The following is a 23,248-nucleotide window of genomic DNA, read 5'->3' on the forward strand; positions in this document are numbered from 1 at the left end:
CAGTGGAGGGAATTAATCAAAAAATTAAGCTAATTAAAAGAAGAGGTTATGGGTTAAATAATTTTGATAATTTTAGAAGAAGGGTTCTGCTTAATTGGTATTTTGGCTAGTAATTTATCATAGTTAGTCTGAAAGAGCCAATATCTTTTTTTATTTGGAGGGGCTTTGATGCTCCCCCTTCCGTGCAAAAAAAAGCGAAGCATCCTTTTAAGTTATAGCAACCGCCATAGCGGTTAGGACACATCATTTATGTAGAGACCAAACATGGACGGTCTCTACAATGGTGCCGAAATAAGCATTGTGATATCGCCAAAACCTTTGATATGTCGTCGGGTGGGTTGAGCGAAGTCGAAACCCACCACCATTAAGGTTGACACCAATGACTGACGTGCGCCCGATTTATCGCAGAAGCCAAGGAATGTTCAGCTTAAACCTTCGCTTCTTCTAGCATCAACTTAGACCGTTTTAGTCGTTCGGGAACGGGAATCGGATAATCTCCAGTAAAACACGCCGAACAGAACGTATTCGCATTATCTTGAGTCGCCAGCATCATCCCTTCCCAACTCACATACGCCAGAGAATCCACCCCAATTTGTTCAGTAATTTCCTCAACCGAATTAGTTGCAGCAATAAGATGGTCTTGAGAATCAGTATCAATCCCATAGAAACAGGGATGAGTCACAGGGGGTGCAGAAACCCGCATGTGAACCTCAGCCGCCCCTGCATCCCGTAACGCTTTAACAATCTTCCGACTCGTGGTTCCCCGAACAATCGAATCGTCTACAATAATCACTCGCTTACCCATGAGAACATCTTTCAACGGATTCAGTTTCATCCGAATCCCCGACTCTCGCATACTTTGCGTCGGTTGAATAAACGTGCGCCCCACATAGCGATTTTTAATCAACCCTTCCGCGTAGGGAATTCCCGACTCTTGGGAAAAGCCGATCGCGGCGGGTACACCGGAATCCGGTACCGCAATTACAATATCGGCGTCAGTCGCCGCTTCTTTTGCCAATTGACGCCCCAACCGTAGCCGATAGCTGTAGATGCTTTCATCCTGCATCACGCTATCCGGGCGGGCAAAATAAATCATTTCAAATATACACAGCTTCCGTTGGGGTTTTTGACTCCAGTGGAATGACGCCATCCCGGCTTCGGTAATCCAAACCAATTCTCCGGGTTCAACATCCCGCAAGTATTCTGCCCCAATAATATCTAATCCACAGGTTTCTGAAGCGAGGACATAACGCATCGGATTCGTGCCTAATGTACCAATCACCAAAGGACGCACTCCATGGGGATCACGCACTCCCATCACTCCTTCCGGCGTGCCAATCACTAAACTATAGGCACCTTGGCAGAGGTTAAACGCACTAATCGCCGCCTCTAGCCAATCCTTCCCTTGATCCACTTCCGCACCGATCGCGATCGCAATCATCTCAGAATCCGTTGTGGTCAAAAATTCATTATAGTTGCGGTTCTCTAAATGGGTTCGCAATTCCGGAGCATTGACTAAATTACCATTGTGTGCCAAAGCCAAAGACCCTAAGCGGGTATTCACAACAGCAGGTTGGGCATTGACAACCCGACTTGACCCAGTTGTCGAGTAACGGGTATGACCCACCGCGATTGTTCCGGGCATTTGGTTCAAAATATCTTCGTTAAAGACTTGGGAGACAAGTCCCATATTCTTATAGAGACGCACCTGTTCTCCCTCAAAGGTGGCAATCCCCGCTGATTCTTGACCCCGATGTTGCAGGGCAAACAAACCAAAATAAGTTAGCTTGGCGACATCTTCGTCTGGTGCATAGATACCAAAAACCCCGCAAGCTTCTTCAGGTTTGTCGGGGCGTTGGCTGACAATCTCGTCAGATGCAGCAGGATTGGGGGTAGAGGAGTGGGGTGGCTGGAGAATCATCGGTATTAGCTTACTCCTGATAGTGGCAGTCAGTTCGACTTGTATTAACGCAAATCAATTGGGAATCGTTAATTAAACTTAACGATTCCTTAAAGATACCATTAATTTGTCATTTGTCTGATGTCTTATGTCATTTATTCTTTGTCCGCCGGAAACCGTGAATGACTCAACACGGCTACAAGCGACGTTCTAGGGCGTCAAAAAAGCGATCGCTCATATCTGCGATCGTAGCGTTGATTAAGGGAGGATGATCATTCATTGAAAATTTTAATCCTTCCGAGAGAGATTTAACCATCCCCAACCATTGCCAATCCTGGGCAGCTACCGTAGGGTGGGCTCTTGCGAAGTCGAAACCCACCAGCCTACCAGTCAGTAGCATTCAGCTTAAGCTTGTTGAACAGCTATGACTCAACAGGGCTACAAGCGACGTTCTAGGGCGTTAAAAAAGCGATCGCTCATATTTGCGATCGTAGCGTTGATTAAGGGAGGATGATCATTCATTGAAATTTTTAATCCTTCCGAGAGAGATTTAACCCTCCCCAACCGTTGCCAACCCTGGGCAGATTCCCCCAGATACTCCCTCAGGTAAGCCTCCCAATCCTCTTGGGCTTCCGGCTGCACCGACACCAGAATCCGACTGGCGCTTTCGCCAAATAAAATTTCATCCCAACGCCGTTCCCCAGACGCCTCAGCCAATCCCAATTGAATCTCAGCCCCCAATCCGCCAGAAATACAACATTCTGCCAGCGCCACCGCCAATCCGCCCTCGGCACAATCATGGGCTGAATTCAGGAAACTGCGTCGAATTCCCTCGCGACAAGCAGCTTGCACCCGACGTTCTAACTCAAAATCCACAATTGGGGGTTTCCCCGCCACAACCCCATGAATCGCGGCTAAATATTCTGAACCCCCTAAGGTTAGATGAGGTGTAGTTACAGTTAGCGATAATCCCAATAAATAAATTAAATCGCCTTCACCCTGCCATCCTTGAGAACAAATCTGACTCAAATCAGGAATCGCCCCCACCATCCCAATCACCGGAGTCGGATAAATCGGTTGCGGATTTCCCTGACTATCCACGGTTTCGTTATACAGCGAGACATTTCCCCCCGTCACAGGCGTCGCCAATTCTGCACAAGCCTCAGCGATACCCTGACAAGCCGATGCCAGTTGCCAGTATCCTATCGGCTTTTCCGGTGACCCAAAATTCAGATTATCGGTAACGGCGACAGGTTCTGCACCCACACAGCTTAAATTGCGTGCCGCTTCTGCAACCACCGCCTTTGCCCCTTGGTAGGGGTCAAGATAGACATAGCGAGAATTACAATCCACCGTAGCCGCGACACCGGATTGGGCATTTTTGCCTGATTCCGGGGAACGTAAGCGAATGATTGCCGCATCTGCACCACCAGGAAGCATTACCGTATTATTTTGCACCTGATGGTCATACTGACGATAGACCCAGCGTTTCGAGGCAATGGTAGGTGTATCCAGGAGTTGCAGGAGGATATCACTCCAGGATTTAGCCTCACCCGGAACTTCGATTCCGGTACGAGTACAACTCGGTAATGACTCAACCGTCCATTGCCAAGCATCCTTTGCATAGTCTGGTGCTTCAGTCAACACATCCCGATCATAAATCGGCGTATTATCCGATAACGCCGTAGCCGGAATTTCCGCCGCCACTCCCCCTTGAAACAGAATCCGCACAATTGGTTCTGCAATCACCGTACCCGCGACAACCGCCTGCAGTTCCCAACGGTGGAAAATATCAATTAACTCCTGTTCTCGTCCCTTGTGTGCCACAAACAGCATCCGTTCCTGGGATTCCGAGAGTAAATATTCATAGGGAACCATGCCGGTTTCGCGGACTGGGATTAAATCCAAATCCAATTCAATTCCCACACCCCCCTTTGCCGCCATTTCCGAGGTGGAACAAGTAATCCCCGCCGCCCCCATATCTTGTGCCGCGACTACCGCCCCAGTTTTAAAGGCTTCTAAACAGGCTTCAATCAGGCATTTTTCCAAGAAGGGGTCGCCTACTTGCACCGCTGGGCGGTCATCCATGGATTTATCGGTCAGTTCTGCACTGGCAAAACTAGCACCGCCCATCCCATCGCGTCCAGTCGTGGAACCCACATACAGCACCGGATTCCCAATTCCTGACGCCCCCGATTTAACAATTTCTGGGGTTTCCATCAATCCCAGCGCCATCACATTTACTAGGGGATTCCCAGTATAAGCGGGGTCAAAGTAAACCTCACCGCCAACGGTGGGGACACCAACAGAGTTACCATACCCGGAAATACCCGCCACAACACCTGTAAATAATCGCCGGGTGCGGGGATTATCGAGGGAACCGAAGCGCAGGGAATTCAAAACGGCAATGGGACGCGCCCCCATGGTAAAGATATCCCGGAGAATTCCGCCCACGCCTGTGGCTGCACCTTGATAGGGTTCTACCGCCGAGGGGTGGTTATGGGATTCAATTTTAAACGCGAGTTGGAGTCCGTCGCCCAAATCTACCACACCCGCATTTTCCCCAGGACCAACAAGGATACGGTTCCCGGTGGTAGGGAATTGTTTGAGGAGGGGGCGGGAGTTCTTGTAGCAACAATGTTCCGACCACATGACGCCGAACATCCCCAGTTCAGCTTTATTGGGGTGACGCCCTAGGCGTTTAACGATTTCCGCGTATTCGTCCGGTTTGAGTCCTTCAGCGGCGATTTCTTCAGGGGAAAAGGGGGCAGAGGATAGAGTAGACATGGAACCCTTGTACAAATGGCACAGGGATAATTGTATCGATTAATGGGCGTCTGGCTAAGGAGATTTCGGCTTGACTTCAAATTCCAATTTAGAACGGTAGAAGCACACATCGAATTCCAGAAAAAAGTTGGTCTGACCCAAAATCAATGGTGTGTTTGGACGCTGCACTCATGCAAACAGCAATTCAGTTGGTGGACAGTCTGCGATTTGGGCGATCGCAGAAAACGGCATCGCTGGCTGATTGCTGAGATTACCCGCTAACTGAATAATAGCTTTGCGATCGTCCCAAATTTCCCCTAATTGAAGACCGAGTTCAAAAGGTAAGACATTAACTGTAGCACCGCTATCCACTAGCCCAATTGCTTCAACGGTTTGGTCTTCCCGATGTAGCAGTAGCGGAAGTCTGGGCAGGCTGTCAAACTCATTTTGAGTTGGGCTAGTGGTTGAATATTTAAACCGCATATATCACTGCTGACTTGCATCTGAGCGTTTGAGAGTTTCCATTAAAGCTGCGCCTGCCCCAAAGCAATTGTATGGGGTTGGCAAGTCATAAATTTTAAAGGGTTCCAACGGTGAAATATCCTCAGCCGTCTCCAAGTCTTCAGCCAAAATTCGGATCAGTTTGAGCTTTTCCGTTGGGGTGAGTCGTCGTGCAGCAGGAAGCACCTCAGCTAGTGACATAATTACACGTTCCCAAATCGTAATAGTTTACACCGACAGCTTACTCGATGCCAGCCTGATCAGGTTCAGCCTCAGCAACTTAGATTCGGCTTATGTGCGCTATACTCTGGCACTTTACCGTTATTTTTCAGATTGTTCAATGACCGTTCAGCAATATCCCCAGCTTTTTGGCGATTAAGCCAGCGTCGGTCTTTCATAGCTAAAAGGTCTTGTTACCTTTTGTTCTACATTTTGAAGTGCAAAATTTGGGCTTGAATATCTGCGGAATGGGAATGTAGGTTATATATAACTATAAGTTCTAGATTCTAGATTAGACGGCCACTTAGTATCACCCCTCCAGCAAAACTACAATAAACAACCCAACAAAAAATAAAAACATCATTGTTATTGCAATTTTGAGGTTACGCATTTGCTTGTTTTGCTGCTTAAAATCTTTTTGAGTTGAAGCGATTTTTTGCTCTATCAAGTGAAGCCGCTTCGTGAATTTAATTTCACTATTGTCAATCTTTTCCAGTCCTTGTTCCAGGGAATTTTGAATTGCAGTGTCTTTTTGATTGAGTCCGTGAAGCTGCTGCGTCAAATCACTGACATTGTTTTCGATTTTTTCCAGTCCTTGTTCTATGAAATTTTGAATTGCAGCGTCTTTTTGATTGAGCAAGTGAATCTGTTCCGTCAAATCAGTGACATTATTTTCGATATTCTCCAATCTTTGTTCTAGAGAATTTAAAGCTAATTTATTTTCTGTAAGTTTCTCAGTAAATTGCTGGTTTAATTCTAATATTTCTGATTTGATATTGTCGGTTTTTAGTTGATTGTTATCGTGGAGTTCATTGAAACGCTTTTCAAAACTTTTATAACTTTGTAATATTTGCGTTATCACCTCACTTACTTCCGATTTTAACTGAGATATGCTTTTTTCATCTTCTTTTAGTTGTTTGTAAGTTTCAGCCAGTTTTTCAAATTCATTTTGAATTTCCTCTAACTCTCTCAAAACTATATCAGCTTTGGAAAAACGCCTTCTTAATTCTTGTAACTCTTGCTCTATTTGCTCAAAATCAGTATTAGTATCTTCCATAACTATTTATATTACTCCTCTATGATTTGGTTAATTCGCCGGAAGCGACATTTCAATTCATTGATATTTTCTCCTAGTGCAATGGATTTGTCAGTCAACGCATCTAAGTGATCGATTTGCTGCAAAATCCAGCTTTTCCAATCCGCCTTGATGTGTTCTTGGGGAAACAACTCTTCCCATAAATCAATTTTTCCTAAATTTTTAGAGTAATGATTGGGTTGAACATGATAATGTAGAGGATCTAGAAGCATAATACATCCATTTTGGTCTATTCTTTTCAAGATTTTATGTAGTTGGTCTGTGTGATATTTTTGTAACTTGTTTATCCTAGATTTAGGATGCAAAGTGAGATAAAGGTAAATCAGCTTCTTTGTAATCCAAGCATGATCCTCAAGTTCTACAGTGCTGGATAATTCACCTAATGCTGCAGATAAACTTTTGGCAATGGGGAGAAGTGTTTTATCGGCTCGCATCTCAACAGCATTACAAAATTGTCTGATAGCAGCAGGACTATTTTCTTTGAGAGGAACATATAAATGTTCTTCACTCTCTAATTCCTGTAGCCGTTGCCATAGCCCATCCGTTCGTTGTCGATTATCTTGAGTATTAAACCATCGCTGATACAGAACCTCAATATGTAGGCTACGAAGTGCGCGTAGTCCCAAGTTTTGAGTTAACTGGTAAGCCTCCAACTTCGTCTCTTCATGCTTGTTCAGCAGCAGGATTGCCATGATAGCAAACGCTGCGTTAATTTCAGGCTTATATCGGTTTTGTTGTTCCCATTGTTTGGCAACTTCTAACTGACTTTTGGGATCGGAGTTTCGCGCTGCCTTTCCATCGGTAGTGCCATAGGTATCGTTGAAATAATGACAGAGCAATCGATCAAGCAAATCGCTAGGATCTCCAGGATTGATAAAACTTTCACTGTGCCGCCATCTGAAGTATTGGCGTATTGATTGCCGCAGTTCTCCAAGTTCAGGCAACTGCTTTGTCATCCAAGTGGGCAGGTCTAAGTATTTTGGCTTCTTGCCAACTGGGACAACCGTGATTAGTTCTGGACTACCTTTGATGTGCGATACAACTTCAACAGGAAGTGTCTCACCTGGTTGTAAAGGTTGACAATCCTCATAGATTTCACAGTCTAAGATGACCTGAGTTTTCAACGACTCCACTAGATATCGCTGCTTGTTCTCATCGTTCGTTTCAACCTGTTTAACTACTTGCACAAATAGTTCCTGACCAACTACAAGTTTTTCCGACTCATCTTTGACATCTGGCACGTCAAGCACAGAAATAATAGAAGTCTTTACCCCCTTCTTGAGGGTGATGGGCTTGCGTTTAACTTTGAATGTACCCTTTGATTTAAAGACATCGTGGAATTCTGCAACCGATAGAGTCGTCCAGGCAGCTTCTTGAATAGGAAACCAGTGTAGTGTGGTTGTCTCAACCGATTGACAAATTAACCCAGCTTCTCCTTCACCATCCTTTTGAAGGAGAATGTCTAATGATTTGACCAGTAGGTTTTGATTGCTAAAGTCATCGCTGAAGCCCACTTTAATGCCGTTTTGCTCTTGACGTAACCAAAAAGAGACTTGATTGTGTTTAAGCTTTGCTGCTGCCTCAGTGTAGAGGGATCGATCTAAGCCAGAAACAACTTCTCTCATGGGCAGGGTAATTAAACCACCACCACATCGCAACATTGCCGTGTATTGATCAGGTAATAGATCAAATCAACAAAACGGGCAAGACTGATACAGCCAGGTGGAATTAGCGCAGCGTCCTGCTGATGTCGCATTGAGAAGAATAGGAGATGTTGAGCTTGTTGATCTTCATCAGGCTTGTGTAGTCCTTCAACTGTGACTGGTAAGACACCACCTGCTGCACGAATCCAATCTTTCAGCAATTCTTTCTTCAGGAAGAGTTTGCCTGTCGTTATTAAGCAACCAGTAATTGGGTGACGTTTCCAATCATCTGCCTTTTTCTTGTCGAGTAAAGGTTTCATTGTCTCAAAACCTACAACAGCGAGTTGATCCTGAGCGTTGATTTCCAAAAACACAACATCATTAAGCTTAGGATGACGTTTAGGAGATGTTGGAGTAATCCCGTGTATATCATTTTCAGGAGTGAGGATCGCCATCAACCAGTTTGGATTCTGATCAGCAAAGGGCAGTGTGAGTTTAAACTCTCCACGCCCAAGAGTAATTTCTCCTTGCTTTTCATCTACAGCCTCGACTGGTAAGAAGCAACGGTTTGAACCCAAAGCATGACGAGCGCCTGGAATCCAGTTTTTCAGGGCTATCCGATCAATGGTCAACGGATCAGTTGAGACAAGGTCAAGCTCAACCTGATCGCCTGGTGCAAACCCCTGCCAGTGCATCAAATTGGTCAGTGACTGATATTTGTTATTTACGCCGGAACCCCAGACAATCAACTGGGTGGGTAGTTCAACCAAGCGTCCAGGCGCTAACTCAATCCACACAGTATACTCCCAAGATTGAGAATGATCTGCCTTAGATTTGGAAATCCCTGCGATCGGATAGGAATGCGATCGCCCCCCTTGCTTGAGTGCGTAAATTAGCTCCTCAACCGGGAAGCCAAACCTGCGAAACTCGGATTGGCTGTACCGTAATCTCAGCTCTCCGTTAACTGATTGAAAGAAAATAGGACCAGTCCAAACCGTATAGTCACACAGCTTCTCAACCTCCAATTTTTGTGTATCTGAAACCCAGGTAAAGGTTTCATTGTCGTGATAACGCCACGATGCTGAATTAGCTCGATTAATGATGTGCTGTACTGATTCATCTCCAAAGGAGAGCAAATGCCAGGGAAGGATGGGATTGTTTGAATCTGTTGGTGTTGAATTCAATGGCACATACTGTACTGTTAAACTGTTGTCTATCCGGGTCAGGTGACCACAAGGGAAGTTATCAGAAGGTGGTGCAATTCGGTAATCTCCCGTTGCCGCTTCCCCCAAACAGGCGATCTTGGGGTGCTGTCTTGCCATCAAATCAGTTATGGCTTGGGATGGCGGTGTGTTATGCCATTGCTCATTTATATAGGTACCAGGATGAGCAGTAATATCAGGTAAACCCCCAATCGTAAACCGACCTTGACTCGCCCAGTTTTCTGGAGCAAGTCGTTTTATATCGTTTGTTGGCAATATCACCACAGGTCGAATGTTTTCTGAAACATATTGGGCATTTCCAAATGCGGCACGGGTAATATTCACCTTCCGCTCAGATGCCTCAATGCGAACAATTGTGCCTTTTGGTAGATCATCGGGTAGAGATTGAATCTGATTAGGTTTCAGATGGATGAAGATTCCCGGTTTATATTCGATTTGCACCCCACCCCTATCGTCTGCACTCACGATTGTTGCTAACAGTCCTGCTTTACCAAGGTTCGAGACGGCTCCGATCAGTGCCGATGCTTTTCGAGTTGGGGCTTGATCGCCTTTCATCAGCAAGTGTGAAGTAATTTTTCGCTCCTGTTTCTGAGCGAGTTGGATCAGCAGACGATCATCTTGAAAATAGTATTCTCCTTTTTCTTGATGAATTTGTTTAAGAAGGTTTTCCCGAGCTGAGAAACTCCGTCGCAACACCCGCAGCCTCTTCGCATCTTTGCCAATATCTTCTTGGTCAAATCCTTTGGGGGGCTTGAGCGTCAAAGCCATATCATTTTCCCCGGATTTTATAATCTTATTAGCTCTGAGAAATACCAGATCTCTATTGAGCAAACACGAACCTTTGTCAGACTCCACAAACGACAATCTCACATGATCAAAGTAGATGTCTCTACCGTGGCTGCTTCTGAAGCGCTCTTCGTCTAAGCGTCCAAAAATCACCGGATCTGATTCTTCATTGTCCCGCCATCTTTGCTGTCGTTGAGACAGTCGGACTTGGCTTTCTGGTGTGAGATAGGCTTTGAATCGCTTGGGTTCAAATTTTCGCTGTTGAGCAAGCGCATTTTCGTTAAATCCATCAATATAGGAAATTTCTAGATCTTGGCTCTGAGGATTGAGGTGAAGCAAGTGGACAATTTGATAGCGACTTCTTTGATAATAAAGCTGGTGAGCTTCAGACCACTGAAGATAAAGACTCTTAATATTGAGTATATACGGGTAGCCTTGGTCGTTGCCACTATCTTCAAGTCTTGTCTCTTTGAATGAAATAACTTTGATTAGGTCGCCATAAAAGAGGGTTAATTGTGCTTTACTAAACGAGCCATCATCAAATTCAAGTTGACTTTCAGGAATCAGTAACGTTTCACCATATCCCATTTCAAATCGGTGATGAATCTCTGGATGCGGCTCCCCTGTCAACTTATTAACGTCTTCGGGTCCCACATAGTAGAGACGAAGATTTTTGTCTTTGAGCAAAAAGACATCAGTATTTGAGGCGGGTGCTTCACAGGAATCAACTCTAAATTCTTGAAGGGTAAGAGGTGGCACTAAGCGGCAGGAAGCCCTGACTTGCCCCTGTTTCATAAATAAACAAATCCTAGCCTGGTCAGAGTAATTACCCGCCATAACAAATTTGCCCTGCTCAGACGCAAGGGGCACCCAAGATGTCCAATTCTGCCCAGAAGAGTAAGAGTCCTCCGGCACTCTGATCTCGTACCCTGGGAACAACCAAAATCCGAGTTCATCTCTATGTTTAGCAAATGTTGCTCTGAGGGGTGTAGGTGACTTTCTTTGCAGATATTTGTCTAGTTCCTGTTTATATTTCAATGAATCAGCATCAATGTTTGTGTTTGGTCGTTTAATATCATAAATCGGTCGTAAATTAAATCGTCTTCGCAATACATATTTTTGCTCATTTCGGGGCGTCGGCGTCAGAACTAATTCAACCCCTTGAACAGTAACCTTTTCATTGCCTATCCATTTTCTACAGTTACCGATCAAAAGCTGAACATCTAGTTTCAGGATTGCACGTAGGTACTCGGAGGATTGTTCATCAAAAGTGTCTTTGTAACGGGCAGTATTGCTTGTACGGTTATCTTCCCACAAACCGTTTTCGCTAAACCTCAGTTTTTTGTCGATTTTTTTTCCTCTTGCCAGATGAGAGGTTTCTTGAGGTTGATCAGGCAAACGAATTAATTGACCAGGAAATGACGTTGACTCGGCAATGTCTAACTCTTTACCTTCAGAAGTTACTGTTCCCAAGTAGTATAGTTCGTCTATTTCACAGCTTTTCCACTCTTTTAACGACCAGATTGCTCTACACCTAATGTTAGGTTTTTCAAGATGAAATTTCCACTGCCCATAATGCTTTTGTCCAACAATATTATAGCCTTGCTCAAGATAGATTTTTGCCAAATTATCAATTTGCAAACCTTGCTCTTGAATTTTCCCTTGGCTCACTTGCCAAACCACTTGACACTGGCTTCCCTTTGTTCCTGACTTTGGCACAAGGGTTATGATGCCAACACATCGGTGATTTTGAATCGCCTCATCAGGAGGTTCGTCTTTGATATCAGGACGAACTTGGATTTCAAACCATTCGATCCAAAAAATCTCTGCCTCTCGGTTTTTACCAATCGGAAGTTTGGTCTGATGTTTTAGAGGAAGCATTGTCAGGGATTCAGCTTGCACCCAAACTAAAACATTTTCACTTGTACGACAGCGTACAAAGCCATCTTTTTCACGATAGATCGATCCCAGTGATTGTGCCCCTTTAAGACTGACGCGACATCCGGCTTCTATATACTGTTTCTCAGGTAAATTTAGCCAACGATCAAGAAACGCTACCCAGTCGTTGTTTTGAGGGGTAATTTTGTAAAATGGAGGTGTTTCACCTTTTACAGTAGCGTCTCGCCATTCTGGTTCTTTCCATTCGATATTCTCCAAATCCGCAGTTGTTAGATTTGAAAGATATGTTCCAGGAACCCATTCCACTTTCACCTTACGAGGATAACCAGGAATCTCATTTTTACCATTTTCCTGAAGGTGAAAGAACCAGTTAACATCATCATCTTTTTTGGCAATTAACCGTTCATCAGACCGAGCAAACAGTTCGCGCCACTGAATATTCCGCTCATCAAAGGGAACGCTTAAATTTGGGTACAATTCATTATTGATGGCATCAGTGACAAGCCTTAGACCTACCTGACCCGCTTCAAAGTCGGGTTTGACTGAGATGAGCAATCCCACCGCCTTGTCTTTACGGTCTTGATAGCTTGCGATCGCGTCACTGAGAGTTGTAGCATCATCCCCTAAAAAACGATGCTGTTCAATCAGATAGTTTTCTCCCGGTTGACGAGAAAACCGCCATACCTTCTCGCCAAATTGCCCAATCTCTTCCCCGATCAAAGTTAAAACCGCTATATGACTGCACGGCTGAGAATGAAACACCTGGAAAAGTAAATCACTGAAATCAAGGTCAAAAGGTACCCATTCCTGCTGTACAAGTTTGGCGAAGACTTCACGCTTTAACGATGAGGATTGTTGACAAAAGACACGAGAAATATTAGCATCCCACAAGCGTAGATTCACCTTATCGGTAATGTTCTCTGTATTACTTAGACGCTGCAAAGACCAAGTTCGCCGACCATCCTTCCAAATTTCATCAACTTCGATTTTGTCGATGTCTCCTGGCAGAGTTTTGTAGGTTAAGCTTTTTATCGAATGGTGCTCCGATACCCTTACTTTCCACTGCAGTTCATTCCCCTCCTTTAATTGCCGAATAGGCAGCTTGACGCGATCTCCAAGATTGAAATTCAAAGACTGATTGGATGAGTAAATTAACGGAAACTCAAACCCACAATCAAACGTATATTTTTTCCATTGAGAATGAGCGTTTTCTTCTGTAGGAGGAACATCAACCACCACAGCTACAACGTTCAAATGCGGATCAGTTTGATGCTCCAGTACCCGAACCTCATGGAGTTTTTTTCTAAATAAATTTTGGCTCTCTTAGACTGGTTATGGCAAATTAGCAATTTAAATGAGCTTAAACTCTTAAGTCGCAAAGGCTCTAACAGAATCAAAAGACTGTTTTATTATCATTGCTTTTTTTAATCTCCATGATTCTTGCGTAGCAAGGATTATGGAGATTATTTTTTAGTAATTTATCATAGCTAGTCTGAAAGAGCCTAAATTTTCAACTCCGTTTAAATCATAATCTTCATAAAACATGGTTACATTAAGACGGTCACAATTGTAATTAATTGCCTTAATTAACCAATCATCCATGTATTCCTTATTCGTATTAATTAACTTCTGATTATTCCGGGATTCTACATTGAAGGATTTAGTTCTAATCGTGGTGGTTGCTTTTTTGTTCAATGATGTGCGACGTAAATTGGCAAGGTTAACACCAAGTTCACTAAAACCTTCATTATTTTCGGGAATACTACTCAAATAGAGCAATCGCGTTATCCATTCTTGGAAAAGTTCTACATACTGTAATTGTTTATACGTTTCTCTCGGACTTTTGGCTTTCACTTGTTGACTCAAGTTGTCAGTTTGATCATAATTATCCTCAGTCAATACCCTATGTTTTTCTAGAAAATTAGATATCATTGGCAACAATGCCACCTGTAAATCTTGACGAGCGGGTTCTGTCTCTTTAAATGTTCTGCCATCTGCTTCCGTGGGATACACTCGTTCTAGCAGACTTTTAATCTCGTAGATACTTCCGTATTCGATCAGCACAGAAGCAAGTATATTTTGTTCTTCAGCTCTGTTTTTTAAAATGGAGCTGTCTATAAATTCGAGCAACCGCAAGCGAATAAACCGATCAAGCTCCTTAGCTTGCCCCACACCATTCAGGTAGTGCTTCAAATTATCAAATGTTTCTTTTAAGAAGTTTGGATCTATTTCATATTCAGGACTATAATGCCCGATCGCGTCTAACAACTCTAACGTATAAACCAGACGATTGGATGCTATTTCTTTGGAATTATCTCCCCAATTGACCTTATCCCAATCCCATTCAGAGCTACGCCATTCATTGGGATGTAATTGTTTTGTTAAGAGAAGTTTTCGACGGTGTGCTAGCCAAAGACCTTTTTCTTTCGGCTTTTTTTCGTGCTTTAAGCGTTCACTTTCCCAGTTCAAACGCTCATCTAGTTGACGTGATAATTCAGGATGCAAAAAACGGGCGACTAAAGCAGCTTCCTGCTGTTTTTTGAAGTCAAAATAGTAACGAGATACTCTAATATGATGATTGCAAGCATCACGAATCAAGCTCAACCAACGCCCTGATAGTTTAGAGCTTGATAGTTCAGAGCTAACTGCACTAGGGTAAGCATCCTTTATCCAGGAAATCAGCACTTCTGGGAGAACGAAATTCAGAAATACAGACTCTTCATCTGAGGGTTTAACTCCTTCTTCCTCTTCCTGTGCGTTATCGCATATCTTGACAAAAATATCTGGACGAATTGACTCAAACTGTCCAGTACCTGCAAGGGTAATTTGCTGTACTAAAAATTTCAATAGTCCCTCTAAAGGAGGAGGCGGAGGAGGCAGAGAAGATTTTTTATTGTTATTGTTATTGTTATTGTCATAGCGTCTCTGAACTGTGGCGTTTACATCTGAAGCGTGAGCAATAAATCGGGCAGCAAACTCAATCTGTTCAAAATTGTCTTGCGATAGTTGTTGCAGTAGGCGAATAGCGACAAATGCAGCACCCATCGTGCGAAATAGGAGCGTTGGTTCATCAGCAGATGGATACAGTTTTACCAGTTTTCTCCATTTTTTAATGCTTATGAATTTTGTTATTTCCTGGGGATCTTCAAGTAGTGCTATCCAAGGAGAATACAAAATCCATCTATATTCATTATTAATATAAAATTTGTTTGCATGATTTACTTTTAGCGAAATTTTTATCGGTAAACTTCGTAGATTTAGAAGAGATTGAAAGTGAGATTTTACCTGTGCTAAATCTGTTTCAGAACAATTGACATTTAGAGATTGTGGCAACCCAGTCGGTGTTGGTGGATACCAGAATTTAACTAGCTCATCAGCAGTTGTTGATGCATCGATCTGAGCGGCAAGCTCCCATAAAACGATCTGCCAGTATAAAATTGGTAAACAGTCCGTTCGGTTTGGGGTATTTTTAATGCCGACATAACGGAACGGCACATCTAAATCTTGAGGGTTTTGCCCTGAAACTTCTCGAATCAAATTACGCAGTTCACTCAATCTTAACGATTCTTGAATAATCCGCTTACACTGGTTATGAGGTGTATTTTTTGTACTTTTATCTCTGAATAATGCGATCGCATAGGCATCTAATAGATCAGGTTCAGCCTGTGCTGCAACAGCCTGTGCTGCAACAGATGCTTTTTGGGCAATTAAAGAGCGCAGTGTGTCTGGATATTCAGTCGATGTTAGTGAGGCGATCAATACAGAAAGCCGAAAGGCTAGACGACCAAATTGATAATCTAGCGCTGCTTCAAGGAACAGACTAATGTTTGAATCGGTTTGCTCCTGATCATTAACTGCTATAATCAGTTCATCAATTAATTTTTCATTATTTTCAAGTTGATCGGCTAGAATTGCCAGCACAAGCGTTTCCGGCAAAAATTCTTTCAAGTCAAGATAGGGTGTAGGAGTCAGACGCCGTTCTGGTAAGTGTTTGCTTTCGGCAACAAAAGTATTGACAACTTGGATAATTTTTTCAGAAGACTGACTAGAAAAAACTAAGTTAATGAGTTGCAGAATTGAGTTTTTTACTTTTTCGGGTACATTTTTGACTAAATCCTTTAGGTAGCGCTTAATCGTATTTTTTAGTCCAGCCGGAAGATCGTCTCGATGCAGTGACTTCAGTACAGCAGGCACAGCATAGATTTGCATTCTATATTCTGTGCGTTTTAGCTCCTTATAGGCTAAGTAAAGTAACTGAGAATCACTGTCTGGATTTTCCAAACTATCCAGAATTGATAAAAAAGCTTCTGTGTCAGATGGGTTAGCACTAATACAGCAGCAAAAATACCATTCAGCAAGCATCAATCATTCCTCTATCTATAATGTTGGTCAAAAATAAGTACAAATAAATTCAGAAAACTAGAGAGCGATGGCGACGACAATCTAGGACTTGGCGCTTCTGGTTATGCCTTTTTTGAATCCGTTGCCACTCTTGGGGGGTACATAACCCAAAAATTGCACGTTTTTTTGCTTCTAGCTGCACCAGTTCCCTAATGTTGTCTTGACTAGGAGGAATGGCAGCTAGTAGCCAGCATATCTCAGTAGGAATATGACTGGCTGGGATAGCTTTGAATTGATTTATTATTCTATTAAACTTTATTTCTGCTCGAATGGCAAGTGTGAATTGAGTAGCATCGTTTTGAGCGAGAAATTCACTTTCTTTATCTTGGGGATTTTGACAGAACTTATATAAGGTCTTAAGGCGGGGAAAATTTGACACTAGGTCGTCAAAAACGAGTTGAATTTTTTGGTCACTTTTATCCTGTTGTCTTCGGATAAAAGCAATAAACAAACTTTCTTTTAAGTTCTGGATATTGACACAATCTGGCTCGACGCCTCCAGGCTGAAAAAGTAAGTCTAGATCAAGCGTATTAATATTTATGGCATTGACCCAAGCATCCATAAGAATATCTGAGAGGAAAACAAAATCCTTATGATTGGCTACTATTAGTTCAGGTTTTTAATATCTTGTTCAATGTTTTCATCAATAGAACGAATAACATTAATAATGATAGCCGTTGATTGTGAAGCAAATAGCTGACTTATGAGAGCTTCACACCAACCTGTAATTAAACCCAATGGATGGAGTTTTGTGGCGTCAACTTCAAAGAAGAAACCTGGTATATGTGAATTAGAAGAAAATACCTCTTCTGAATTTTCATCTACAGTTTGACTTCGAGCTACTACTGCGTCTAGGATTTCCTTTTTCTGGCGGGGGACAGTAGAATGATGACTTATATCTAGCCGTATCCACTCTCTTTTCATTAATACTGTGTTATGGGGATTGGGTTGTTTATTAGCTTCTTCTATCGCTTGAGATAATAAAGACTCAACATTTATTAAATTGTCATAAATTCCTGCTTCCTCGAAGCTAATTAAAATACCAATAAAACTACTACGTTGCAATCCCCAGACTGTCCCTATGTCAAGAGGCATGAGTGGAAACGCTTGATTATCCATAAAATAAGCTGGTTTTGCTGTAGGTTTAGAATGTCGATATAGGTTTGAACGTTTACTTGCTAATTTATATTCTAAACGCCGTATTTTTGGATCAGGTACATAAGTAGATGTATTTTTTAATTTATTGATAATTAACCGAATAGATTCTCGATTTTTACCTTGAGATAATTGATTAATTAAATTAACCAGAAAATCTTCTTCTCGCCCCTCTATCGCCTCAATTTCTTCAGGTCTTAAGTTTATTTCAATAATAAATGTTCTGCGAGAAACACTTGAACTACACAACCTCGAATCTATTATACAGTCAACTAAATCCTTTTGCTCAGCTCTATTTAGTAACTCTTCCATCTTAATTACAATTTATCTTTTTTTGGATAAAATTTAACTCAGATTTGAAACCAGGAACGCTAGGGGTAATTGTCTCACAAAGCTTGCTGAGTGCCGGAAAGTTACGACTTTCGTAAAGCTGAGAGACTAATTGTGTCGCGAAATCACGAGCAGAACTATTTTCGATGAAATCTATGTCAGACGGATCTAGCTGTATCGATATACATAAAGCTCTTCGGGAATTTATTTTACTAACTCGACCACTTCTTTTAAGAATATCGGCTAAGGTTTCAATATCGGTCGGTTCCAATTCCTTTATTTCTTTAGCTAAAACTGGTATTTCAGAGGAAGCGCTGAGATTATTGTGGCTATTTTTAGGTAAATAATCATCTTCTTCGCGTCCATTCGACTCTAAAATATAATTAGCACAGGCATCAATAATACAAATATGATGCTTGATTTTAAAACTATCTGAACTTAAATAAATCAGTAAGGAATTCAAGTCTAGATTCTGCCAATTCTGTTTCGTCGAATCAGCACAAAGTAGGCGACGGTTTCGGGTTGAAGTTATCAAACCATGTCCTGCCCAAAATAGATAAAGCAAATCTCCTTTTTTCTCAGACAACCAGCCTGTAATTAGGTCAGCAATCTTATGTTCAGTTGCTTCTTCTATCGTCAATTCAGAATGCTCAATGTCTTCTAAGGGTGATAAGCATAGCCGAATATTATCTCTGGGGACTCCTCGCGCACTCAGCCACTGAGCAAACTTAATCGCGTCATCCGCAGGTCCACCGCCTGGGACACTCCAAGCCGTCTCAAGGTATTTCTCTATACCAACGACTAATCCGTAGGTAAGTTCAGGTTTGGCGCTCAACTCAATCATGGCAACCGGGGGATAATTGCCTTCCACATCGCCTGATTCGTCCAGTATGCCCCATGCGATCGCGGGAAGGGTTGTTTGCTGTCCACCAATACATCTTGCACCTTGTTGGGGAAAACATTAGATCCAATATAACTAAGGAAGTCCCGCAAGTCATAGATATTCACCCAACTGGGAAAATAATCCGGTAGTGGTTCCCCGTATTCTAAACTGTAGAGAGCGTTAATTTCATAGAGGAACGGGGCTTGAGAACCGGCTGTAATCAGTAATTCCACTTGTGGGAGAGGCTGTTGAACCAACAAATCCACACAAGCAATCCCACCTAAACTATGCGCCAATAAGACGACAGGAGGTTCAGCCTGCTCGATTTTAGCTCGGATGAAATCACGGATGCGATCGCCTCGACCTTGATAGAGCAAAATATCACAAGGCGTGGGTGAAACTGAACGAGTAATGATTCCCCGCCGACGCTTAACATAAAATGTACCAATGGGTTGTGCTAATTGAGATAGAGGCTTAACCACCCAATCCCCGATTCCCAACTCCGCTTCTCCCAACGCTAGACTCAGGAGTTTCACTACCTCATCCCTTAATTGAGCATCGGTGAGTATGGGAGGATACTTGTCCTGTTGCTCACAGTCAAACATCGCCTGAGCTACAATTGCTCTGGCTATGGCGTCACGATACTCCCCCAATTCCTCTGAGGCATTCTGCAATGCTTCATTGTAAGCGTCACTCTGGATAACGGTATCTCGCGCCGATTCAAACACCTCGGGGATTCCCGCCGCATCCAGTTTGGCTTGGAGTTCAGGAGACGGATTTAGACTTTCTACGCGAGAATGTAATTCATCACCAGCTTGTTCCCCAAAAGGATTACCCCCACTCTCATCCCCTGGTTTGAGTGATAATACTTGCAATTCATATAACGGGTCACTGTAGAGTTGTTCCCAAAGGACAATGGAATAATCCTCTTCCTCTTCATCGTCCAGTGCTAGCGTAGCATCATATAAAGGGATAGAAGCGCCTTGAGCATTCAGCTTTGTCCCTAACTCATCACCCCATAGACAACGCTCAACCTTCAAGTCAGGGCGGTCAAGATGAAGGGCTTTCTCGATAAGTTTGAACGTTTCTTCATATACAGGATTCCGGACTCCGGTACCGTGGACAAACAAAACTGTTGTCATAGTTTGAGTTTGAGGGAGTAGGTGTTTGAAGTTCATTTAGGGCTGTTTCATTATAATTCAATATTCCCATGCATCTTTATAGTCACGAAATAGTTTAGGGATACCTGTCGCTTCAGTAGGACAGGAACTTCCTGAATTTGACTAGATAAGGAGAGACGGTTTTTTCTAACTGGGGATTATTCTCACCGCTATCGACTCGATCGACGAGCTGTGACTTCCGTTCCCAAATAATTTCCGCTCCATCAACCACAGCCGTACAAACAAATACAACCGGATATTGGGGTTCAATAGTTGGTGTTTGTCCTTTTTTATATCTCACTTTACGTACATCATCATCGCTGAACTTACGTTCGAGATATTTGAAGTTATTAAACTTGCAAAATAGGCAACTTACACTTATTGATATGGCATCAAGAATAGCAGTTTTACCTGTACCATTATCTCCTACTAGTACTGTAAAGCGTTCTGGAAAATCAAATATAGTATGTTCAAAATTTCGGAAATTTATCAGTTCAAGGCGGTGAATTCTCATGCTTCTCTCCTGCGAAGTGAGTTAATGACTGGACTCAAGGAAGACTCAGTTCGTCATTTTCCTAGATATTATCAGGAAAATAGAGAGAGTGACAGGCGATAGTAAGGATTGCTCAATTGATTTAAGGAGCTACAATGTCATTCAGGACAGTTAGGGGTAGATTTGGAATACGGCGGAAACCATAATCATTGGTTAAAAAAATACTACAGCTATGAGCTATTGCTGTTGCTGCATGAATGGCATCTGGCGTTTTTAAGTTTGTCTGACCACGCATTCGTGCCGCCTCTCTCAAAATTGCTCTTGTAATCGGCATCAGTTGCATTTCTGTAGACAGAAGCAGCGTCTCATAAGCATTAATAAGCACAAAGTCAGCATTTTTCAAAGGAGCCACTAAAGTTTCTAATAATGCCAGTTCACTGCTAATGATTTGAATTTCAGCCGTTGCAGAACGTTGCCACATCGGTCGTAGGATTGACCAGTAAGGCTCATGTTTTTCTACACTGTAGATAATAATTTGAGTATCTACGTAAACAAGGCTCGATTCTGGCAGTATCAGTTGTCCCACGAATCACGTTCCTCCTGGAGATACTGATCAACTGCTTCTGGTGTTTTAAATAGTCTTTGACCAGGCAATTCATCTAGCAAGTCTATAGCAGAACGGTGGTGGGATGAGGTTTTTTGTGACGTTACAGATACTCCTGCCGCATTAGCTTCTACTAAATCTGGGTCAGAGTTCCAATCTTCTGCAAAAAGTTCTAACTGTTGTACTTCACTGTCTTCTTTTAATTTCCCTTTTTGCTTACCCACTCCAATTGGTCTAGCAATTATTCCATTTTCTCGATCTTCCAGTAATCCTGTAAAGAAAAACCAGGGAAGCATTCTACTGATATAGTCCCCTGATGATTTGGGAATTACCGACTTTTCCTGGAGAGATACATCAGCAATCAATTCCTGCAAACGCCACCGCGTAATGAGTTCACCAGGTCTCAACTGTTTGTAAACTTCTTGTGTAACTACGTGATATTTGAAGGTTTCAGCTAAGTAGTCAGTGATTTTTTCATGGCTCCAATTCAACAAAGAAGATTTTACTACTATTTTTTCGTCCTGTCGAAAGATTATATGAAAATTTTGCAAATCTAAAACAACACTATTGGTTGTTTTTTTAGACAGTCCTGCTTGAGTGGCCAACTCTGTAGAATCTATTCCGCTGCTTCCTTTTTCTTTTATTGTCTCAAATACTTTAAGTGCTGTAGTAATTGAGCTACGGATTCGATAGGTTAAATAACGATTTACTTCCAACGGGTGAAATTGAACGAGTGGTAGTGGTTTATTGTTGTAATAAGCATCATTCAGTTGTTGGATGATTGCTAAGAAAGTAGATTCACTTTGTTGATCCAATAGCTCCGTAACTGTTATCACAAAATCATCCCCATTAAAATTTTGAGGATGCTGGGTAACAATGGCATCAAATCCATTTGCAATGGCACAAACCAACTCTATTGCAGATTCGTAATCCAGGTGACTTACTCGTGCTTGCTCTCTAATTGTGCTATTAACAGAAGATGTTGATATAGCTTTTCCGTCAGAAAGGCGGGTCGCTCGTGCTTGTTCTCGGATTGTTCGATTAACCGGGCAGATACCCACAAATTCTTTGATTTTGGAGACTTTTTCCTCAGCATTATCTTCACCTTCTGCATCGAGAAGATCAAGATAAATAATATCTAAACCCCGTTGGGTCATGTATCCCTGAATTTGTCCTGAACGCATTAACTCCCATAGTTGGTCAGCTTCTTCAACAAATCCCGGACGATTCAGCAAAACTTCGTGAATAAGATGATAAGAAACCAGAACTCGCATAACTGCTACTACTCCTACTTCTGATACTCAACAGTTGTTTCGCTTGTGGAGGTTTGGGGAGGCTTTTCTGTACTTAGTCCCCGACGTAGCTCTGACGGTGACACCCCTTGATGTTTGTTCTGACTCTGCTGATGAGTCGAGTCAGAAGTTTCTACTGTTTCCAAGCCAGGTTCCCACAACATTAAGTCTCCGGGTTGGCAGTTAAGAGCGGCACAGAGCTTTTCCAGGGTTGCACGTTCTAATCGTTCTGGCATCTCCTGAGAATTTTTCAACTTAGAGATGGTGACAGGATGCATTCCCGTTGCTTCCGTCAAGTCTTTATTTTTCAGGTATCGCTCAGCCATTAGCACATTCAATCGCCATTTTACAGACATAGTTCTTCCTCAATGAGATAGGGCTATAGCTACCAATCTGGCTTTTCGTGAGCCAGTCTCGTCATCGTATTCCTCTAAGGAACCACAACTCTACTGAGGATATTATATAGTATTTTAGCCTCAGCGTTGACATAATTAGCCGCTGCGCTTAATAGTAAATTTAGTCTTAGGCACTAATATTACAGTCTCAGAGGATAAGAATGAACAACCTTGACAGCTTCAAAACCCTTCTGGAAATGCTGGTACTGGTTCTAACACTTTCGACAAAATACCCCATCTTGAGGCTTATTGCGGCTGTCGGTGCTATCTACTTTCTGCTCACAGATGATACTTCACCGATAAAGTGGAAGTAATTTGGAAGCAGAAAATGGCAGTAAGGGGAACGCAGATGCTGCTTTCTATCCTAGACTCCGCACTTCAACTTGAAGTACAAGAAACTACACATCCAATCAAGGGAAAAAGTCTGAAAAATTAAACACTTGAATATCTTCTAAAGAAACAGTAATTGTTTTTGGGACTCTTGAGAGTTTTTTTGAGCAGC

At 42.6% G+C, this 23,248-nt stretch carries 19 protein-coding genes and 2 pseudogenes; 2 read left to right on the forward strand and 19 right to left on the reverse strand.

What is annotated here, in order from left to right; genetic code table 11:
- The coding region (locus RIB93_RS01875) for a transposase (protein ID WP_446369789.1) at window positions 1-110 on the forward strand (110 nt) is incomplete at its 5' end.
- Between the two features lie 317 nt (window positions 111-427).
- On the opposite strand, the gene purF is transcribed toward RIB93_RS01875, so the two are convergent.
- The 16 genes and pseudogenes from purF to RIB93_RS01955 all read right to left on the reverse strand — a co-directional run.
- A complete protein-coding gene (gene purF / locus RIB93_RS01880; protein ID WP_446369757.1) occupies window positions 428-1,921 on the reverse strand; it encodes an amidophosphoribosyltransferase in 1,494 nt (497 codons plus the stop codon).
- 175 nt (window positions 1,922-2,096) lie between these two features.
- On the reverse strand, window positions 2,097-2,300 hold the full coding sequence (locus RIB93_RS01885; protein ID WP_446369759.1) for a hypothetical protein: 204 nt from the start codon (window positions 2,298-2,300) through the stop codon (window positions 2,097-2,099).
- Between the two features lie 38 nt (window positions 2,301-2,338).
- On the reverse strand, window positions 2,339-4,687 hold the full coding sequence (gene purL, locus RIB93_RS01890) for a phosphoribosylformylglycinamidine synthase subunit PurL (protein WP_446369761.1): 2,349 nt from the start codon (window positions 4,685-4,687) through the stop codon (window positions 2,339-2,341).
- Window positions 4,688-4,741: 54 nt separating this feature from the next.
- A pseudogene (locus RIB93_RS01895) lies at window positions 4,742-5,149 on the reverse strand (hypothetical protein).
- 3 nt (window positions 5,150-5,152) lie between these two features.
- Entirely contained in the window at window positions 5,153-5,368 is a 216-nt protein-coding gene (locus tag RIB93_RS01900; protein ID WP_446369763.1) for a hypothetical protein, read from the reverse strand.
- A gap of 71 nt (window positions 5,369-5,439) precedes the next feature.
- Complete coding sequence (locus tag RIB93_RS01905) at window positions 5,440-5,565, reverse strand: hypothetical protein (protein WP_446369765.1); 126 nt, start codon at window positions 5,563-5,565, stop codon at window positions 5,440-5,442.
- A 131-nt stretch (window positions 5,566-5,696) separates the two neighbouring features.
- Window positions 5,697-6,443, reverse strand: a complete 747-nt coding sequence (locus RIB93_RS01910; RefSeq protein WP_446369767.1) for a hypothetical protein — start codon at window positions 6,441-6,443, stop codon at window positions 5,697-5,699.
- An 11-nt stretch (window positions 6,444-6,454) separates the two neighbouring features.
- Complete coding sequence (locus RIB93_RS01915) at window positions 6,455-8,143, reverse strand: hypothetical protein (protein ID WP_446369769.1); 1,689 nt, start codon at window positions 8,141-8,143, stop codon at window positions 6,455-6,457.
- A complete protein-coding gene (locus tag RIB93_RS01920) occupies window positions 8,119-13,269 on the reverse strand; it encodes a hypothetical protein (protein WP_446369771.1) in 5,151 nt (1,716 codons plus the stop codon). Before RIB93_RS01920 ends, RIB93_RS01915 begins: the two co-directional genes overlap by 25 nt.
- Window positions 13,270-13,503: 234 nt before the next feature.
- Window positions 13,504-16,395 carry a hypothetical protein gene (locus tag RIB93_RS01925; RefSeq protein ID WP_446369773.1) on the reverse strand — a complete coding sequence of 964 codons (2,892 nt, stop codon included), beginning with the start codon at window positions 16,393-16,395 and terminating at the stop codon, window positions 13,504-13,506.
- 49 nt (window positions 16,396-16,444) lie between these two features.
- A complete protein-coding gene (locus RIB93_RS01930) occupies window positions 16,445-16,996 on the reverse strand; it encodes a hypothetical protein (protein WP_446369775.1) in 552 nt (183 codons plus the stop codon).
- A gap of 44 nt (window positions 16,997-17,040) precedes the next feature.
- Window positions 17,041-17,901, reverse strand: a complete 861-nt coding sequence (locus tag RIB93_RS01935) for a hypothetical protein (RefSeq protein WP_446369777.1) — start codon at window positions 17,899-17,901, stop codon at window positions 17,041-17,043.
- Window position 17,902: 1 nt separating this feature from the next.
- Window positions 17,903-18,790 (reverse strand): hypothetical protein, encoded by an 888-nt coding sequence (locus RIB93_RS01940; protein ID WP_446369779.1) that lies wholly within the window; start codon window positions 18,788-18,790, stop codon window positions 17,903-17,905.
- The gene (locus RIB93_RS01945; protein WP_446369781.1) at window positions 18,760-19,944 is read right to left on the reverse strand and encodes a hypothetical protein; all 1,185 of its coding nucleotides are present in this window, start codon (window positions 19,942-19,944) and stop codon (window positions 18,760-18,762) included. Before RIB93_RS01945 ends, RIB93_RS01940 begins: the two co-directional genes overlap by 31 nt.
- 112 nt (window positions 19,945-20,056) lie before the next feature.
- Window positions 20,057-20,263 (reverse strand): hypothetical protein, encoded by a 207-nt coding sequence (locus RIB93_RS01950; RefSeq protein WP_446369791.1) that lies wholly within the window; start codon window positions 20,261-20,263, stop codon window positions 20,057-20,059.
- Between the two features lie 63 nt (window positions 20,264-20,326).
- Window positions 20,327-20,476 (reverse strand): annotated as a pseudogene (locus RIB93_RS01955) (AAA family ATPase); the annotation flags it as partial.
- Here RIB93_RS01955 and RIB93_RS01960 point away from each other — a divergent pair.
- Window positions 20,429-20,578: a hypothetical protein gene (locus RIB93_RS01960; RefSeq protein ID WP_446369793.1), complete on the forward strand. Its 150-nt coding sequence runs from the start codon at window positions 20,429-20,431 to the stop codon at window positions 20,576-20,578. The pseudogene RIB93_RS01955 and the gene RIB93_RS01960 sit on opposite strands and share 48 nt — an antisense overlap.
- Before the next feature lie 19 nt (window positions 20,579-20,597).
- On the opposite strand, the gene RIB93_RS01965 is transcribed toward RIB93_RS01960, so the two are convergent.
- The 3 genes from RIB93_RS01965 to RIB93_RS01975 are packed head-to-tail and all read right to left on the reverse strand — an operon-like array spanning window position 20,598 to window position 22,707.
- Window positions 20,598-21,041: a type II toxin-antitoxin system VapC family toxin gene (locus tag RIB93_RS01965; protein WP_446369783.1), complete on the reverse strand. Its 444-nt coding sequence runs from the start codon at window positions 21,039-21,041 to the stop codon at window positions 20,598-20,600.
- Entirely contained in the window at window positions 21,029-22,333 is a 1,305-nt protein-coding gene (locus RIB93_RS01970) for a hypothetical protein (protein WP_446369785.1), read from the reverse strand. The genes RIB93_RS01965 and RIB93_RS01970 overlap by 13 nt, the downstream gene beginning before the upstream one ends.
- Before the next feature lie 14 nt (window positions 22,334-22,347).
- Window positions 22,348-22,707, reverse strand: a complete 360-nt coding sequence (locus tag RIB93_RS01975; RefSeq protein WP_446369787.1) for a helix-turn-helix domain-containing protein — start codon at window positions 22,705-22,707, stop codon at window positions 22,348-22,350.
- Window positions 22,708-23,248 lie beyond the last annotated feature (541 nt).

The organism is Coleofasciculus sp. D1-CHI-01 (assembly GCF_040218875.1).
GTDB lineage: Bacteria > Cyanobacteriota > Cyanobacteriia > Cyanobacteriales > Coleofasciculaceae > Coleofasciculus.